Consider the following 15,928-nt stretch of genomic DNA (forward strand, 5'->3'; position numbering starts at 1 on the left):
AAACAAGAACAAGGACGAAAAGCCCGAAAGCACCGTGCTGCGGCGCGGCCTCGCCATCGTGGCGGGCAAGCTCATCATCGGCGCGGCCGGGCTGCTGACCGGGGTGCGCGCCATCTGGTCGGGCTCCACGCCGAAGGCCGAGCAGACGCTGTACTTCGCCAACCACACGAGCCACGGCGACTTCGTGCTGCTGTGGGCCACTCTGCCGCCCGACCTGCGCGCGCTCACGCGCCCGGTGGCCGGACAGGACTACTGGATGGCCTCGAAGACGCGGCAGTTCATCGGCATCGACGTGTTCAACGCGCTGATGATCCGCCGCGACGGCTCGGGCCAGGGCGAGAACCCGGTCGAGCAGATGAAGCAGGCGCTGGACGCCGGCGACTCGCTCATCATGTTCCCCGAGGGCACGCGCAACACCGGCGACGAGATCCTGCTGCCCCTGAAGAGCGGCCTCTTCCACCTGGCGCGCGCCTGCCCCAACGTGCGGCTGGTACCGGTGTGGATCGAGAACCTCAAGCGCGTGCTGCCCAAGGGCACGCTGGTGCCGATCCCGCTGGCCTGCACGGTTCGCTACGGCGCGCCGATCTCGCTGGCCGAGGGCGAGGACAAGAACAGCTTCATCGCCCGCGCCCGCGCCGCCATGCTCGACCTGCGGCCCGAGTACGACCGCATCGACGAGAACGGCACGGCCGGCAGCCAGAACAACAACGGAGGGACCGCCGCATGATCGAGCTTTCTCCCTTCGCGTGGACCACGCTCAAGCTCTTCGGTGGCGTGGCCGGCGTGCTGGTGCTGGCCTCGGCCATCGGCGCGCTGCTCAAGTGGCGGGTGGCGCACGGCCAGCCGCATTCGGTGATCGACAACCTCAACTCGCGCGTCAACGCGTGGTGGGTGATGGTGGCGGTGATCGGCATCGCCTTCGCCTTCGGCAAGGGCGGCGTGATCGTGCTGTTCTACCTGATCTCGTTCTATGCGCTGCGCGAGTTCATCAGCCTGGCCTACACGCGGCGCGGCGACCATGCGCCGATCGCGCTGGCCTTCTACCTCGCGCTGCCGGGGCAGTACTTCCTGATCTGGATCGACTGGTACGGGCTCTACGCCATCTACATCCCGGTCTACGCCTTCCTGCTGCTGCCCATCCTGGCGGCGGTGAGCGGCGACACGCGGCGCTTCCTTGAACGCACCTCGAAGATCCAGTGGGGGCTGATGGTGTGCGTGTTCTGCATCAGCCACGTACCCGCGCTGCTCACGCTGCAGATCCCGGGCTTCGAGGGCCGCAACCTGCTGCTGATCGCCTTCCTGGTGATCGTGGTGCAGGGCAGCGACGTGCTGCAGTACGTGTGGGGCAAGCTCTTCGGCAAGCGCAAGGTGGCGCCCGAGCTGTCGCCCTCCAAGACATGGGAAGGCCTGATCGGCGGCGTGGCGAGCGCCACCGCGCTGGGCGCGGCGCTGTACTGGGCCACGCCCTTCAACCCGTGGCAGGCGGCGCTGATGGCGCTCACCATCTGCCTGATGGGCTTCTTCGGCGGGCTGGTGATGTCGGCCATCAAGCGCGACCGCGGCGTGAAGGACTGGGGTTCGATGATCGAAGGCCACGGCGGCATGCTCGACCGGCTCGATTCGGTGATCTTCGCGGCGCCCATCTACTTCCACGCGCTGCGCTACTGGTGGGTGCCATGAGCAAGACAGAAGAGCGCGTCGTCCACGACACGCCCGTCGAATGCACCAATGCCGCCTCGTGGGCTCGCTGGCTCAAGCGCCACCACGCCAGCGCCGCCGGCGTGTGGCTTCGCATCGCGAAGAAGGACAGCGGCATCGCCTCCATCGACTACGCCGCGGCGCTCGAAGAAGCGCTGTGCTGGGGCTGGATCGACGGCCAGCGCAAGAGCGACGACGCGCAGTACTTCCAGCAGCGCTTCACGCCGCGCACCAAGCGCAGCATCTGGTCGCAGATCAACCGCGCCAAGGTGCTGAAGCTCATCGAGGAAGGCCGCATGCAGCCGGCCGGCCATGCCGAGATCGAACGCGCGAAGGCCGACGGCCGCTGGGACGCGGCCTACGAGGGCGTCGCCGCGGCCACCGTGCCGCCCGACCTGCAGGCCGCGCTCGACGCCAACAAGAAGGCCGCCAAGTTCTTCGCCACGCTAGATTCGCGCAACCGCTTCGCGGTGTTGTTCCGCACGCAGAGCGCGAAGAAGCCCGAGACCCGCGCGCGCCGCATCGCGCAGTTCGTGGAAATGCTGGCCAAGGGCGAGAAGATCCACCCCTGAGGCAGCCTCCGAGGCTCTTCAGGTGCCGGCGGCGATGCGCGCCAGCCGCTCGGCATCGACGATGCGGATGCGCTTGTAGCGCATGTCGATGGCGCCCTCTTCCACCAGGCGCCCCAGTTCCTTGTTGATGGTCTGGCGCGACAGCCCGAGCATGGCCGCCAGGTCGTTCTGCGACAGGCGCACCAGCGGGCCGGCATCGTCGCCTTCTCCCGCGCCCGGTCCCTGTCCGTTGTAGAAGTGGACCAGGCTCATCAGCGTCGCGGCCACGCGCCCGTGGATCGAGTTGAGCATCTGGTTCTGCAGCAGCACGATGCTCAGCCGCTGGCGCTGCAGGCCCAGCTTGGCCACGTCGCGCCACAGCACGGGCTCGGCGTCGAGCACCGCGATCACGGCGTCGCTGGGCAGGTGGATGATCACCGAGTCCTCGTGCGCGTGGTAGTCGTAGGGCAGCGGCACGTCTTCCAGCAGGCGCACCAGCGGCGCCACCTGCCCCGGCCCCAGCAGCGCGTTGACGTACTTGCGCCCATGGGTGCTCATGCTGCTGATCTCGAGGCATCCCGACACCACCACCAGCAGCTCGCGCCGGCTGCGGTCGTGCGCCAGCACCTGCGTGCGCCGGCTGTAGCGCTCCATGCGCGCCGACTTCATGAGCTCGGTGCGGCGCGCATCGGGCCAGCGCGAGAACAGCTCGTTCCAGCGCAGCGCGCGCTCGATGAGCGCGGTGCTTTCTTCTGCATTCCGAGGGGTTGAGCGGGGCGATCGGGTCAGCGGGTTCTCCCTGCCGTGATGTTCATGAATCTGTCAAAGCGTTGACAGATTCGGGAGTCCTTCATTTCTATCGTAAGCACCGGACATCCACAAGCACACAAGCGGCACCGACATGCATCACCCGCATGCGGCAAGCCCTACCGGAGACATACAACACATGAAGAAGACAGCAGCCGCCGGCCTCGCGCTGGCGGCCTACTCCTCGCTCACGCTGGCGCAGAGCAGCGTGACGATCTACGGAACGGTCGACCTCTACATGGCCTTCGCCAAGTCGGGCAACACGTCGTCGAAGCGGCTGGAAGACGGCGGCCAGACCGCCTCGCGCCTGGGCTTTCGCGGCACCGAAGACCTCGGCGGCGGACTCAGCGCGCACTTCACGCTCGAAAGCGGCTTCGCGCCCGACACCGGCAACGGCACGCTGCCCGGGCCGGCCATGTCGTTCAGCCGGCAGTCCTTCGTCGGCCTGTCGGGGCCGTGGGGGCAGATCGACGCGGGCCGCATGTACACGCCGATGTTCTACACGCTGTTCAAGGCCGACCCGTACGGCGTGAACTCGGTGTTCTCGCCGATCAACCTGGTGGCGGCCACCGACGCGCAGCCGGGGCTCACGCCTTTCGCCGCGCGTGCCAGCAACATGATTCGCTACCGCACGCCGGCCAGCAGCGATTTCTTCGCGGACATCGCCTACGCACCCGGCGAATCGAGCGCGCCCAGCCACCAGAGCGGCAACTTCTACGGCGGCAGCCTGGGCTGGTCGCGCAAGCCCTACTACATCGCCTATGCGTTCCAGCGCGCGCGCTCCGGCTCGGCCGCGGCGCCCGTGGCCGAGCCGGCCACCACCACCTACCAGGCGCTGAGCGGCGCGTACGAGCTGCCGGACATCGGCCTGCAGTTCTATGCCAACTACGTGCGCAACAGCTCGAGCCTGCCGCGTGTTCCCACGGCAAAGCTCGCGAGCCTGGGCGTCACCTACAACGTGACGCCCGCCTCGAACCTGATGTTCGAGGCCATGCAGCGCAAGGTGGACGACACCGGCCGCTCGCAGCTGGCCTGGACGCTGGGCTACGACTACTACCTGAGCAAGCGCACCGTGCTGTACGCGCGCTGGCTGCGCCTGCTCAACCGCAACGGCGCCTCGGCCTCGCTCGCGACCATCACGGTCGCACCCGACAGCGGCAACGGCGTGCGCGTGCTCGCCGCCGGCATCCGCCACAACTTCTGAAACCGCCTTCCCGCCTCGACTCATGGATTTCTTCAGCTCCCAGGCCGAATCGCTCTCGGCCCTGTTCGCGCCACGCTCCATCGCGGTGGTCGGCGCCTCGTCCAATCCGCAGAAGATCGGCGGCATTCCGGTCGACTATCAGCGCCGCTTCGGCTTCGACGGCGCGCTCTACCCGGTCAACCCCAACGCCGACCGCATCCAGGAGCTGCAGGCCTGGCCCAGCCTGCGCGCCATCGGCCAGCCGGTGGACCTGGCCGTGCTCGCCGTGCCCGCCGCGCTGGTCGACGGCGCGCTCGACGACGCCATCGCCGCGAAGGTGAAGGGCGTGGTGCTGTTCTCGTCGGGCTTCGCAGAAACCGGCGCCGAGGGCTCGGCCGCGCAGGCACGGCTCGGCGACAAGGCGCGCGCGGCCGGCGTGCGGCTCATCGGCCCGAACTGCCTGGGCTTCATGAACATCGCCCGCAATGTCTACGCGACCTTCTCGCCGGCGCCCGGCGTGGGCCGCGTGAGCGCGGGGCGCATCGGGCTGGTGAGCCAGTCGGGCGCGTTCGGCGCGTACGCCTACTCGATGGCGCGAGCGCGCGGCGTGGGCCTGTCGCTGTGGGCCACCACCGGCAACGAGGCCGACGTGCAGTTCGCCGACTGCCTGGCCTGGCTCGCGCAGGACCCGGCCACCGACGTGATCATGGGCTACATGGAAGGCTGCCGCGACGGCCCCCGGCTGCGCGCTGCACTGGCCCTCGCGCAGGCGAACGGCAAGCCGGTGGTGATGGTCAAGGTCGGCAGCACGGCACTGGGCGCGCAGGCCGCCGCCTCGCACACCGCCGCGCTGGCGGGCGACGACGCGGTGTACGACGCGGTGTTCCGCCAGTACGGCGTGCTGCGCGCGCGCAACCTCACCGAGTTCTTCGACCTGGCACACAGCGCGGCGGTGGCCGGCCGCCCGCGCGACCGCTCGATCGGCCTGTTCACGCTCTCGGGCGGCGTGGGGGCGCTGATGGCCGACGAGGCCTCGGCGCAAGGCCTGGACGTGCAGCCGCTGAGCGAGGCCGCGCAGGGCACGCTGCGCAGCTGGGTGCCCTTCGCGGCGCCGCGCAACCCGGTCGACATCACGGGGCAGGTCACGAACGACATGAGCCTGCTGGAGCGCAGCGCGCGCGTGATGCTCGACGACCGCGGCTTCGCGTCGTGGATGGGCTTTCTCGCAGCCGCCGGTGCGTCGGATGCGTTCTGGCCGGTGCTGCGCGAGCTGGTGGGCTCGCTGCGCAAGGCCTACCCCGACACGCTGCTCGCCATCAGCACGCTGCTGGCGCCCGAGCGCCGCGCCGAGCTGGAGGCGATGCGCTGCCTTGTGTTCGCCGACCCGTCGGATGGCATCCGCACGATTGCCGCGCTGGCCGGGTTGAAGACCGGCGCGCCGCTTTCTACGGCCTCCGCTCCTGCGTCGAATCCGCTGAAGCTCGCCCCCGGCACCATGTCCGAGCCCGACGCGCTGGCGCTGCTTGCCGAAGCCGGCGTGCCCGTGGTCGAGCACCGCGTGGTGCGCAGCGCCGACGAGGCCGCTGCCGCCGCTGAAGCGATCGGCGACGCGGTGGTGGTGAAGATCGTGAGCGCGGACATCCCGCACAAGTCGGACGTCGGCGGCGTGGCGCTCGGCCTGCGCGGCGCGGCGCAGGCGCGCGCGGCCTTCGAGCGCACGCGCGACCACGCGCTCACCGCGCGGCCCGATGCGCGGCTCGACGGCGCGCTGGTGGCGCGCATGCTGGGCGGCGGCGTCGAATGCATCGCCGGCGTGCACCGCGATCCGGTGTTCGGCCCGGTGCTGATGTTCGGCCTGGGCGGCATTCACGTCGAGACGCTGCGCGATGTGTCGCTGCGCGCGCTGCCGATCACGCGCGACGACGCGCTGGCCATGGTGCGCGAGCTGCGCGCCTTCGCGATCCTCGATGGGGCGCGCGGCCGTGCGCCGGTCGACCTCGATTCGATCGCCGATGCGCTGTGTGCGCTGGCCGGTTTCGCGCTGCGCGCCGGCGATTCGCTCGACAGCGCCGAGATCAACCCGCTGATCGCGCGGCCGCTGGCCGACGGCGGCTGCGTGGCAGTCGACGCATTGGTCGTCGGACGCGTCGGATGAACAACGACCGGAGACAGATCGCATGACGACATCGAAAAGACAACGCGCCCTGCTCGGCAGCATCGGCGCCGCCATCGCGCTCGCAGCAGGCAGCGCGCAGGCCGAAGCGCCCTTTCCGTCGAAGCCGCTGCGCATCATCGTGCAGTACCAGGCGGGCGGCTCCACCGACATCCTCGCGCGCATCGTGGCGGAGGGGCTGTCGAAGCGGCTGGGCCAGCCGGTGGTGGTCGAGAACCGCAGCGGCGCGGGCGGAATCATCGGCACCGACTACGTCGCCAAGAGCACGCCCGACGGCTACACGCTGCTGCTGACGGTGCCGGGCCCGGTCACCGCGAACATGGTGCTCTACAGCAAGCTGCCCTACGACCCACGCACCGACCTGCGCATGGTCTCGGACATCGCCACCACGCGCACCGTGCTGGCGGTTCACCCCTCGGTACCGGCCAAGGACTTCAAGAGCCTGATCGCCACCGTGAAGGCCGCGCCCGGCAAGTACACGATGGGCTCGTGGGGCCCGGGCACGCAGCCGCACCAGATCCAGGTCTACATGGACAAGACCTATGGCCTGCAGACGCTGCACGTGCCCTACAAGGGCGAGAGCCCGATGGCGGTCGACCTGATCAGCGGCGTCATCAACATGACCGTGGGCTCGGTCACCACGCTGCAGCCGTACATCGCGGCCGGCAAGCTGCGGCCGCTGGCGGTGGCCGGCCCGCGCCGCGCCAGGGCGCTGCCCGATGTGCCGACCTTCGCCGAGCAGGGCTACACCGATGAGGTCTATGCGCTCACCGGGCCGACATCGCTGATGGCGCCGGCGAAGACGCCCGACGCGGTGATCGAACGGCTCGGGCGCGAAGTCAGCGCTGTGGTCCGCCAGCCGGAAGTGAGCCGGCGCATCGAGGAACTGGGCGCCGAGTCGGTGGGCAACCTGCCGGCCGAGGCCACTGCCGCCTACAAGGCTTTCCTTCCCGTGACGCTGCGGCTCACGCAGGCCACTGGCGTGAAGCTCGATTGAGCGCCGCGCCCATCCGCATTCCATGAACTCCAGCAAAGAGACATCCACCATGAACGCTCCCGATCCCAATCTCGCCGTCGTCCTCGCGCGCAAGGCGCTCGCCCGCTCCGTCGGCCTGGCCGCCTTCGTCTACGGCTACCCGCTCACCGAGACCTACCGCACCTGCGCCATGCAGACCGCGCCGCAGGCCGAGCGCCGCGCCGGAGCCTCGCACGGCTCGGACGTGCGCGCGCCGCTGAACACGCTGCACCACGCACCGCGCCCCTCCACCCATGAAGACCGCGACGTGGTGACGCCGGCCAACGACCTGCTCTACACCATCGCATGGGTCCACCTGGCCCATGGGCCGATGCTGTTGACCGTGCCCGCGTCGTCGCGCCATCCGGGCCGCTACTTCGTGCTGCCGCTGTACGACGCCTATACCGAGAATTTCGAGAACCTGGGGCCGCGCAACTGCGACCCTGAGGGAGAGACCGTGGTGCTCGTCGGGCCGAACGGCACGGTGCCCGCATCGCTCGCCGGTCACCGCGTGGTGCATTGCCCCACCGATCTCGTCTGGCTGATCGGCCGCATCCTCGTAGGCGACGAAAGCGACTGGCCGGCAGCGCGCGCGCTGCAGTCCGAGATCAGGCTGGCACCCGCCCCCGGCACCGTGCTGCAGGGTCGGCCGTCCGCTGTCGAGCACTGGGACGGCCCTCCGGTGGACGCGATGGCCGCAGCCTTCGAGAACGGCGAGCCGGCCGCGCAGGTGGCGCAGCGCTTCTTCACCAACATGTGCCGGGAGCTCGCAGAGGCCCCGGGCCGCGTGGAAGACCGTGCGCTGGTGGCCTGGTTCGGCCAGGTCGGGCTGCGGCCGGATGCTGCCTTCTCATGGGACACGCTGGACGAGCCCGCGCGCGAAGGCCTGATCGAGGGCTTCACCGAAGGCGTGCAGCTCGTCGGTGCTGCAGGCCGCAACCGCCGTCCCAAGCCCTGGTCGATGGCACCCGCCACGGGCCGCTACGGCAACGAGTTCCTCGGTCGCGCCCGCACCGCCTACCTGGGCCTGGGCGCGCTGGCCACCAGCGAGGCCGTGTACGCCGCGGCGCATTACGACGCGAAGCAGGAACCGCTGGACGGCAAGCGCGGCTACACGATGCGCTTCGAGGCCGACGACCTGCCGCCGGCGGATGCCTTCTGGTCGGTGACGCTCTACGACGCCGACCGATTCCTCTATCTCAACGAGATCAAGCGCCACGCCATCGGCGACCGCACGCCCGGCCTGAAGCACGGCGCCGACGGCAGCCTGGAGATCCGCATGAGCCACGCGCGTCCGGCCGACGCCGCGAACTGGCTGCCCGCGCCGGCCGGGCGCTTCTACCTGATCCTGCGCATGTACTACCCGCGCGAAGGCGTGCAGAGCTGGCGCGTTCCGGCCCTGCAGGCACAAGAGAGCTGAGCCGTGCCGATGCCCATCGACAACGAACTGCGCACGCTGGCCGAGGAGGCCATCGTCTACGCCTTCCCGCTCTACGAGATGAGCCGCATGCGCGCGGCCACCTCGCCGCAGCGCACCGACGTCGCAGGAGAAGCTCCGAAGCCCCATCGCTGGTGCAACGTATTCACGCACGCGCGTCAGCTGCTGGGCGCGGGCAAGAGCCGCGTGGTGACGCCGAACAACGACACGCTCTACACCAACGCCTGGCTGGACCTGGGCGACGGGCCGCTCGTGATCGACGTGCCGGACACGGCCGGGCGCTACTACGTGCTGGGCCTGCTGGACTTCTACACGAACCCCTTCGCGCACATCGGCCAGCGGCTCACGGGCACGGCCGCGCGCTCGTTTCTCGTCACGCCGCCGGGCTGGCGCGGCGAAGTGCCGGCCGCGTTCCGGGAGGCCGGCTCGCATGTCGAGGCGCCGACGCGCTGGCTCTGGGTGATCGGCCGCATCCTGGTCGACGGGCCGCAGGACGTGCCTGCCGTCAATGCGCTGCAGGACGGCTTCATCGTGCGCACGCTCGGCGACTGGCAAGCGGGCAAGACGTCTTCGATGCCGAAGCACTTCGACCCGGCCTGCGACCCGAAGGCGCCGCTGAGCGCCGAACACTTCGCGACGCAGGTGAACCGCGCGCTGCGCGAGAACCCGCCGCCCGCGCGCGAGGCCGGGTTGATCGCCCGCTTCGCCGCGCTCGGTCTCGGGCCTGACGTCGATGCACTCGACGACACGCAGCGCAGCGTGCTGCAGGACGCGCTCGATGCCGTGCTGCCGCAGCTTCGCGGCGCGCAATCCGGCGCCACGTCTTCCACCGGCTGGGTGCAAATGCCGCTGGTCGAAGGCAGCTTCGGCGATGACCACCTGGCGCGCGCACTGGTGGCGCTCAAGTACATCGGCATGCTCGAAAGCCGCGAGGCGACCTATCCGCTGGCCTGGAACGACGCCTCGGGGCGCAAGCTCAACGGAAGCGGCCGCTACACGTTGCGCTTCGCGCCCGGCGCGCTGCCGCCAGTCGAGGCTTTCTGGTCGCTCACGATGTACGACAGCCGCGACTACATGCTGGTGGACAACCCCATCGACCGCTACGCCATCGGCGACCGAACGCCAGCGCTGCGCCATGACGCCGACGGCGGGCTCACGCTGCACATCCAGCATGCGCGCCCCGAAGACGAGGCTGCGCGGGCGAACTGGCTGCCGGCGCCTGCCGGCGATTTCTATCTCTGCCTGCGCGCCTATGTGCCGCGCGAGGAAATGCTGGACGGCCGCTATGCGCTGCCGGCACTGGTCCGTACCGGGGAGGCTGCATGAACACGAAAGACACGAGCAACATCGACAAGGCCGAGCAGGAGAAGCCTTTCCTCATCGTCGGCACGGGCACCGAGACGGTGGCGCCGGGCCTGCACATCCTGCGGGGGCAGGGCCAGTCCTTCGTGGCCGAGACGGACGCCGGACTCGTGGTGATCGATGCCGGGCCGGGCGGCCCGGTGACGCAGGGAATGATCGACGCGGTGCGCCAGCTCAGCAACGCGCCGCTGCATGCGCTTTGCTACAGCCACGGGCACGTGGGCTACAACTCCGGCGTGCCGATGTGGCTCGCGCATGCCGCGCAGCGCGGGGATGCGCCGCCTCGCGTCATCGCACACCGCAACGTGCTTCGACGCCAGGCCCGCTACCGGGAAACCGAGGCGCTGCAGCACCGCATGGCCGAGATCCAGTTCAACCGGCCCGCCGGCTTCTTCGACCGTCGGCTCACCATGCACGCGCCCACGGAGACCTTCGACGACCGGTTGCAGATCGGCCAGGGCGACAGCCGCGTCGAGCTGCGCTGGGCGCCTTCGGAGACCGACGACGCGATCGCGCTGTGGAGCCCGTCGCAGCGCGTGCTGTACGGCGGCGCGGCGCTGATCGACTCGATTCCCAACATCGGCACGCCCTTTCGCACGATGCGCGACACGGTGCGCTGGGCCGACACGCTCGATGCGCTCGCGGCGCTCGGCGCGCGCAAGGCGGTGCGCGAGTTCGGCGCCACGCTCGAAGGCGAGGAGCAGGTGCGTCACGTGCTCACGCACACCGCGCGTGCGCTGCGCTGGCTGCGCGCCGAGGTCGTGCGGCTGATGAACGAGGGCTTCAACGAGCGCGGCGTGCTCGCGCGCATCCGCTTTCCCGACGAGCTGTTCGGCGTCGAGTGGATGAAGCCTACATACGGCGACCCCGGCTACATCGTGCGCGACATCTACCGCTCGGAGAACGGCTGGTGGGACCGCAACCCGACATCGCTGCACCCCGAGGCGCCCGAGACCATCGGCCGGGCCGTGGCCGAGGCGATCACCGACAAGCGCGGCGTGATCGCGCATGCGTGCAGCCTGGCGAAGGAAGGCCGCTGGCAGCTGGCGCTGCACGTGATCGACCTGCTGGCCATCGCCGAGGGCGATGCGCCCGAGATCGCGGAGGCGCGCTCGCTCAAGGCCGAGTGGCTGCGCGAGCGCGCGCGACAGGTGCCCAGTTACGTGTCGCGCAACCTGTATCGCGTCGGCGCGGACATGATCGAGCAGGGAACGCAGGGGCGCTTCGGCATCCACTGACAGACCGATACAGAGATCAGGAGACAAGACATGAGAACCACACTCCTTCGACGCCACCTGCGTGCGTTTGCGCTGAGCGCGCTCGCGGCCTGGGCGGTGACGGCCGTCCACGCGCAAGGCGCCGATGCCTACCCCGACAAGCCGGTGACGCTGATCGTGCCCACGGCAGCCGCGGGCGGCACCGACACCATCTCGCGACTGATCGCGGACGCGCTCTCCAAGCAGCAGAAGCAGCCCTTCATCATCGACAACCGCCCCGGCGCCAACGGCATCCTCGGCACCGAACTCGCGGCGCGCGCCACGCCCGACGGCTACAAGCTGCTGTTCACCTACGCCGCGGCGATGGTGGTGAACCCCAGCCTCTACAGGAAGCTGCCCTACGACCCGGTGAAGGACTTCGCGCCGGTGGCGCAGATCGGGCGCGGCGGCAACCTGCTGCTGGTGCGGCAGGACCTGCCAGTGAAGACGCTCAAGGAATTCGTCGCCTATGCCAAGGCGCGCCCCGACAAGCTCAACTACTGCTCGTGGGGCAACGGCTCGGGCGGCCACCTCGCGATGGAAAGCCTCAAGAAGCAGGCCGGCCTGGCGATGACGCACGTGCCCTACAAGGGCAGCGGCCCCTGCGTGCAGGACCTGATGGGCGGCCAGGTGGATGCGGCGTTCGCGGACATGTCCTCGACGGTGGAGCTGGTGCGCGCCGGGCGCCTGAAGGCGCTGGCCAACAGCGGGCCATCGCGCATCCCGATGCTGCCCGATGTGCCGACGATGACCGAGGCCGGTTACCCCTTCACGAACTACTCCTGGTACGGCGTGCTGGCGCCCGCGAAGACGCCGCCGGCCATCGTGAAGAAGCTCAACATCGCCGTGAACCAGGTGCTGAAGGACCCGGCCGTGGTGCAGCGCCTGCGCGAACTCAACTTCACCGACCTGCCGCAGAACACGCCCGAGCAGTTCGCCGCGACGATGCAGAAGGACCTGCACGACTGGAGCGTGCTGGTGAAGGACATCGGGCTGACGCTCGAGTGAGCGGCCGCCCGCTGGCCCGGGCTTACTTGGCCAGCGACTTCAGCGCCATCTTGATGCCCTCGCTGACCGTCGCATCCTTGGGCAGCGCCTTGAGGGCGAGCGCGGCTTCCTTGTCGCTGTAGCCCAGCGCGACCAGCGCCTGCAGGATGTCGGCCTGCGCGTCGGAGGCGGCGTGCGCCGGCAGGCCGATGTCGGCGCCGAGCTTGCCCTTGAGCTCCAGCAGCAGCCGTTCGGCCGTCTTCTTGCCGATGCCCGGAATCTTCACGAGCCGGCCCAGCTCCTGCGTGGTGATCGCCTGCGAGAGCTCGCCCACGCTCATGCCCGAGAGCAGGCCCAGCGCGGTGCGCGGGCCCACGCCGGTGATCTTGATGAGCTGGCGGAAGGCCGCGCGCTCCTCGGCCGTGCCGAAGCCGTAGAGAATCTGCGCGTCCTCGCGCACGACGAAGTGCGTGAGCAGTGAAACCTTGGTGCCGACGTTCGGCAGGTTGTAGAACGTGCTCATCGGCACGTCGACCTCGTAGCCGACGCCGTTGCAGTCCACGACCACCTGCGGCGGATTGCGCTCAGCCAGGGTGCCGGTCAGTTTGCCTATCATGGGTGCCCTTTTTCCTTGAAATGTCCGGCGTGATTCTGCGACACACCTTTACCCCACTGAACAATTCGCGCCTCAGCCACCTGTGCGGCCCGCTGGACGCCCATCTGCGCCGCATCGAGGAGGCGCTGGACGTGAAGATCGCGCACCGCCACGAGCAGTTCAAGGTCGACGGGCACAAGGCCGCCGCGCAGCGCGCGATGGACGTGCTGCAGGCGCTCTACGAGATCGCGCAGCGGCCCATCGACGCGGCGGTGGTGCAGCTCACGCTGGCCGGCGACGGCGGAATGATCGACGGCGACGAGGACGTGGCGATGCTCGTCACCCGCCGCGGCGACCTGCGGCCGCGCACGCCCACGCAGGCGATCTACCTGGACAACATCGCCAAGCACGACATCACCTTCGGCATCGGCCCGGCCGGTACCGGCAAGACGTATCTCGCGGTGGCCTGCGCGGTCGATGCGCTGGAGCGCGCCGCCGTGCAGCGCATCGTGCTTACGCGGCCGGCCGTCGAAGCAGGCGAGCGGCTGGGCTTCCTGCCCGGCGACCTGACGCAGAAGGTCGACCCGTACCTGCGCCCGCTGTACGACGCGCTCTACGACCTGATGGGCTTCGAGAAGGTGCAGAAGGCCTTCGAGCGCAACGCGCTGGAGATCGCGCCGCTGGCCTTCATGCGCGGGCGCACGCTGAACAACGCCTTCGTGATCCTCGACGAGGCGCAGAACACCACGCCGGAGCAGATGAAGATGTTCCTCACGCGCATCGGCTTCGGCGCGCGCGCGGTGGTGACGGGCGACGTGAGCCAGATCGACCTGCCGAAGAACCAGCTCAGCGGCCTGATCGACGCCGAGCGCGTGCTCAAGCGGGTGAACGGCATCGCCATGACGCACTTCACCAGCGCGGACGTGGTGCGCCACCCGCTGGTGGCGAAGATCGTCGATGCCTACGACGGCCATCGCAAGCGCGCGGGGAGCCACTGAGATGGCCGCATCGAAGCTCCCGGCGCTTTCGCTCTCGCTGCAGTTCGGCCGCTTCAAGGGCGTGGAGCGCCATCGCGCCGCGCTGCCGCGCCACAGCGTGACGCGCTGGATCCGCCATGCGCTCGACATCGACGGCGAGATCACGGTGCGCATCGTCGATGCCGAGGAAGGCCAGCGCCTGAACCGCGAGTTCCGCGGCAAGGACTATGCGACCAACGTGCTGACCTTCGACTATGCGCAGGGCCCGGTCGTGATGGCCGACCTGGTGCTGTGCGCGCCGGTGGTCGCGCGCGAGGCGAAGGAAAACCGCAAGACGCTGGCCGACCACTACGCGCACCTGCTGGTGCACGGCACGCTGCACGCGCAGGGCTGGGACCACGAGACCAGCGAGGCCGACGCCGACGAGATGGAGGCGTACGAGATCGAGATCCTCGCGGGGCTGGGCATCCGCAGCCCGTACGGCAAGTAGCCGGGGCAGCCGGCCGCCGCTAGGCCGTCATCTGCAGCGGGATCGTGACGGGGCCGTCGTTCAGCAGGTGCACCTGCATGTCGGCGCCGAATTCGCCGGTGGCCACCACCGGATGCGCGGCGCGGGCCCGCGCCACGAAGTATTCGTAGAGGCGCCGTCCTTCGTCGGGCGGCGCGGCCTGGGTGAAGCTGGGGCGGTTGCCCGCGCTCGCGTCGGCCGCCAGCGTGAACTGGCTCACCACGAGCAGGCCGCCGCCGATGTCCTGCACGCTGCGGTTCATCTTGCCGGCCTCGTCGGCAAAGATGCGCAGCTTGAGGATCTTGGCGAGCATGCGGTCGGCGAGCGCGTCGACGTCGCCGCGCTCGGCGCAAAGCAGCACGAGCAGGCCCGCGTCGATGGCGCCGACGGTGCGGCCGGAAATGTCGACGCGTGCATTCGCGACGCGTTGCAGAACAGCTTTCATAGGGGGTGATGTTCGCCGGCCTGGGTGGCGCGGGCTTCCATGGTGAGGGGCAGGAGCTGGATGGTGACGCGCAGGCCGGGCACGGCGTCCATCAGCGCCTGCTCGAGTTCGTCGCGCATGCTGGCGGCGTGCTGCAGGGTCCATTCGCCGGGCACGTGCATGTGCAGGTCGGCGAAGCGGCGCTGGCCGGCACCGCGCGTGGCCATGTCGTCGAAGCGCAGCCGGGCGCCGTCGGGCACGCGGGCGGCGAAGGCCTCCAGCGTGGCGCGCACGACGGCGATGGTTTCGGGGTCGAGGGCCTTGTCCATCAGCCCCTGCGACGAGCGCCACACCAGCTTGACGCCCTCGCGCGCGATGTTCAGCGCGACGCCGATGGCCAGCAGCGGATCGAGCCACAACCAGCCTGTGAGCAGCACGCCGAGGATGCCGGCCAGCACTGCGGCGGAAGTCCAGACGTCGGCCATCAGGTGGCGGCCGTCGGCCTCCAGCGCGATGGAGCGGTGGGCCCGCGCCGCGCGGAACAGCAGGAAGGCCAGGCCGGCGTTGAAGCCCGAGCTGAGCACCGACAGCGCCAGGCCCCAGCCCAGCTGCTCCAGCGGCTGGGGAGACAGCAGGCGCTGCACCGAGACCCAGAGGATGGCAATGGCCGCGCCGACGATCAGGACGCCTTCGAAGCCCGAGGAGAAGTACTCGGCCTTGTGGTGGCCGTAGGGGTGGTCTTCGTCGGCGGGCCGCTCGGCGATGGTCACCATGGCGAGCGCGAACATGGCACTCGCCAGGTTCACGAAGGACTCCATGGCGTCCGAGATCAGGCCCATGGAGTTCGTCATGTAGCCGGCCAGGCCCTTGAGCACGATCGTGATCAATGCCACGCCGATCGACACGCGAAGCAGCGTCTTAGGGGTAAACATCATGCAAAAGCCATCAGGAAAG

At 69.6% G+C, this 15,928-nt stretch carries 17 protein-coding genes; 13 read left to right on the forward strand and 4 right to left on the reverse strand.

From position 1 onward, the window contains the following. Positions 1–34: 34 nt before the first annotated feature. From ABL840_RS34370 to ABL840_RS34380, 3 genes are read left to right on the forward strand one after another with little or no spacing between them, the layout of a single operon-like run. Entirely contained in the window at positions 35–727 is a 693-nt protein-coding gene (locus ABL840_RS34370; RefSeq protein WP_093206037.1) for a lysophospholipid acyltransferase family protein, read from the forward strand. Next, positions 724–1,680 (forward strand): phosphatidate cytidylyltransferase, encoded by a 957-nt coding sequence (locus ABL840_RS34375; RefSeq protein WP_093205772.1) that lies wholly within the window; start codon positions 724–726, stop codon positions 1,678–1,680. The genes ABL840_RS34370 and ABL840_RS34375 overlap by 4 nt, the downstream gene beginning before the upstream one ends. Beyond that, positions 1,677–2,270: a YdeI/OmpD-associated family protein gene (locus tag ABL840_RS34380; RefSeq protein ID WP_093304581.1), complete on the forward strand. Its 594-nt coding sequence runs from the start codon at positions 1,677–1,679 to the stop codon at positions 2,268–2,270. The genes ABL840_RS34375 and ABL840_RS34380 overlap by 4 nt, the downstream gene beginning before the upstream one ends. 18 nt (positions 2,271–2,288) lie before the next feature. On the opposite strand, the gene ABL840_RS34385 is transcribed toward ABL840_RS34380, so the two are convergent. Beyond that, positions 2,289–2,903 (reverse strand): Crp/Fnr family transcriptional regulator, encoded by a 615-nt coding sequence (locus ABL840_RS34385; RefSeq protein WP_093206039.1) that lies wholly within the window; start codon positions 2,901–2,903, stop codon positions 2,289–2,291. Here ABL840_RS34385 and ABL840_RS34390 point away from each other — a divergent pair. The 8 genes from ABL840_RS34390 to ABL840_RS34425 all read left to right on the forward strand — a co-directional run bounded on the left by ABL840_RS34390 (position 2,902) and on the right by ABL840_RS34425 (position 12,491). Beyond that, positions 2,902–3,057 carry a hypothetical protein gene (locus ABL840_RS34390; RefSeq protein ID WP_170217215.1) on the forward strand — a complete coding sequence of 52 codons (156 nt, stop codon included), beginning with the start codon at positions 2,902–2,904 and terminating at the stop codon, positions 3,055–3,057. The genes ABL840_RS34385 and ABL840_RS34390 overlap by 2 nt on opposite strands. 138 nt (positions 3,058–3,195) lie before the next feature. Further along, positions 3,196–4,260 carry a porin gene (locus tag ABL840_RS34395; protein WP_093304582.1) on the forward strand — a complete coding sequence of 355 codons (1,065 nt, stop codon included), beginning with the start codon at positions 3,196–3,198 and terminating at the stop codon, positions 4,258–4,260. Between the two features lie 22 nt (positions 4,261–4,282). Then, positions 4,283–6,394, forward strand: coding sequence for an acetate--CoA ligase family protein (locus ABL840_RS34400; protein ID WP_093304584.1), 2,112 nt, complete (start codon positions 4,283–4,285; stop codon positions 6,392–6,394). A 22-nt stretch (positions 6,395–6,416) separates the two neighbouring features. Beyond that, positions 6,417–7,409, forward strand: a complete 993-nt coding sequence (locus ABL840_RS34405; RefSeq protein ID WP_093304586.1) for a Bug family tripartite tricarboxylate transporter substrate binding protein — start codon at positions 6,417–6,419, stop codon at positions 7,407–7,409. 49 nt (positions 7,410–7,458) lie between these two features. Continuing rightward, a complete protein-coding gene (locus ABL840_RS34410; RefSeq protein ID WP_093304588.1) occupies positions 7,459–8,847 on the forward strand; it encodes a DUF1254 domain-containing protein in 1,389 nt (462 codons plus the stop codon). A 9-nt stretch (positions 8,848–8,856) separates the two neighbouring features. Next, positions 8,857–10,191 (forward strand): DUF1254 domain-containing protein, encoded by a 1,335-nt coding sequence (locus ABL840_RS34415; protein ID WP_093304590.1) that lies wholly within the window; start codon positions 8,857–8,859, stop codon positions 10,189–10,191. After that, positions 10,188–11,465 (forward strand): alkyl sulfatase dimerization domain-containing protein, encoded by a 1,278-nt coding sequence (locus ABL840_RS34420; protein ID WP_418116102.1) that lies wholly within the window; start codon positions 10,188–10,190, stop codon positions 11,463–11,465. Before ABL840_RS34415 ends, ABL840_RS34420 begins: the two co-directional genes overlap by 4 nt. Before the next feature lie 30 nt (positions 11,466–11,495). Further along, on the forward strand, positions 11,496–12,491 hold the full coding sequence (locus ABL840_RS34425) for a Bug family tripartite tricarboxylate transporter substrate binding protein (protein WP_093304592.1): 996 nt from the start codon (positions 11,496–11,498) through the stop codon (positions 12,489–12,491). 22 nt (positions 12,492–12,513) lie between these two features. On the opposite strand, the gene ruvA is transcribed toward ABL840_RS34425, so the two are convergent. Further along, a complete protein-coding gene (ruvA, locus tag ABL840_RS34430; protein ID WP_093205790.1) occupies positions 12,514–13,086 on the reverse strand; it encodes a Holliday junction branch migration protein RuvA in 573 nt (190 codons plus the stop codon). 20 nt (positions 13,087–13,106) lie between these two features. Between ruvA and ABL840_RS34435 the strand changes: the two genes are divergently transcribed. Continuing rightward, complete coding sequence (locus ABL840_RS34435) at positions 13,107–14,063, forward strand: PhoH family protein (RefSeq protein ID WP_176947543.1); 957 nt, start codon at positions 13,107–13,109, stop codon at positions 14,061–14,063. 1 nt (position 14,064) lies between these two features. After that, positions 14,065–14,532: an rRNA maturation RNase YbeY gene (gene ybeY / locus ABL840_RS34440; RefSeq protein WP_093304594.1), complete on the forward strand. Its 468-nt coding sequence runs from the start codon at positions 14,065–14,067 to the stop codon at positions 14,530–14,532. A gap of 19 nt (positions 14,533–14,551) precedes the next feature. On the opposite strand, the gene dtd is transcribed toward ybeY, so the two are convergent. Then, positions 14,552–14,995 carry a D-aminoacyl-tRNA deacylase gene (gene dtd, locus ABL840_RS34445; protein ID WP_093205794.1) on the reverse strand — a complete coding sequence of 148 codons (444 nt, stop codon included), beginning with the start codon at positions 14,993–14,995 and terminating at the stop codon, positions 14,552–14,554. Beyond that, positions 14,992–15,909: a cation diffusion facilitator family transporter gene (locus tag ABL840_RS34450; RefSeq protein WP_093304596.1), complete on the reverse strand. Its 918-nt coding sequence runs from the start codon at positions 15,907–15,909 to the stop codon at positions 14,992–14,994. Before ABL840_RS34450 ends, dtd begins: the two co-directional genes overlap by 4 nt. Between the last annotated feature and the right edge of the window lie 19 nt (positions 15,910–15,928).

Source organism: Variovorax sp. NFACC27 (assembly GCF_048301545.1).
GTDB classification, from domain to species: Bacteria; Pseudomonadota; Gammaproteobacteria; order Burkholderiales; family Burkholderiaceae_C; genus Variovorax; species Variovorax gossypii.

Excerpts from the sequence above, each read along its gene's own strand:
- ABL840_RS34380 (WP_093304581.1), top strand. The coding sequence starts at position 1,677 with ATGAGCAAGACAGAAGAGCGCGTCGTCCACGACACGCCCGTCGAATGC.
- ABL840_RS34385 (WP_093206039.1), bottom strand. The coding sequence starts at position 2,903 with ATGGAGCGCTACAGCCGGCGCACGCAGGTGCTGGCGCACGACCGCAGC.
- ABL840_RS34415 (WP_093304590.1), top strand. The coding sequence starts at position 8,857 with ATGCCCATCGACAACGAACTGCGCACGCTGGCCGAGGAGGCCATCGTC.
- ABL840_RS34405 (WP_093304586.1), top strand. The coding sequence starts at position 6,417 with ATGACGACATCGAAAAGACAACGCGCCCTGCTCGGCAGCATCGGCGCC.
- ABL840_RS34420 (WP_418116102.1), top strand. The coding sequence starts at position 10,188 with ATGAACACGAAAGACACGAGCAACATCGACAAGGCCGAGCAGGAGAAG.
- ABL840_RS34450 (WP_093304596.1), bottom strand. The coding sequence starts at position 15,909 with ATGATGTTTACCCCTAAGACGCTGCTTCGCGTGTCGATCGGCGTGGCA.
- ABL840_RS34395 (WP_093304582.1), top strand. The coding sequence starts at position 3,196 with ATGAAGAAGACAGCAGCCGCCGGCCTCGCGCTGGCGGCCTACTCCTCG.
- ybeY (WP_093304594.1), top strand. The coding sequence starts at position 14,065 with ATGGCCGCATCGAAGCTCCCGGCGCTTTCGCTCTCGCTGCAGTTCGGC.
- dtd (WP_093205794.1), bottom strand. The coding sequence starts at position 14,995 with ATGAAAGCTGTTCTGCAACGCGTCGCGAATGCACGCGTCGACATTTCC.
- ruvA (WP_093205790.1), bottom strand. The coding sequence starts at position 13,086 with ATGATAGGCAAACTGACCGGCACCCTGGCTGAGCGCAATCCGCCGCAG.
- ABL840_RS34425 (WP_093304592.1), top strand. The coding sequence starts at position 11,496 with ATGAGAACCACACTCCTTCGACGCCACCTGCGTGCGTTTGCGCTGAGC.
- ABL840_RS34400 (WP_093304584.1), top strand. The coding sequence starts at position 4,283 with ATGGATTTCTTCAGCTCCCAGGCCGAATCGCTCTCGGCCCTGTTCGCG.
- ABL840_RS34410 (WP_093304588.1), top strand. The coding sequence starts at position 7,459 with ATGAACGCTCCCGATCCCAATCTCGCCGTCGTCCTCGCGCGCAAGGCG.
- ABL840_RS34390 (WP_170217215.1), top strand. The coding sequence starts at position 2,902 with ATGCGCGCCGACTTCATGAGCTCGGTGCGGCGCGCATCGGGCCAGCGC.
- ABL840_RS34375 (WP_093205772.1), top strand. The coding sequence starts at position 724 with ATGATCGAGCTTTCTCCCTTCGCGTGGACCACGCTCAAGCTCTTCGGT.
- ABL840_RS34435 (WP_176947543.1), top strand. The coding sequence starts at position 13,107 with ATGTCCGGCGTGATTCTGCGACACACCTTTACCCCACTGAACAATTCG.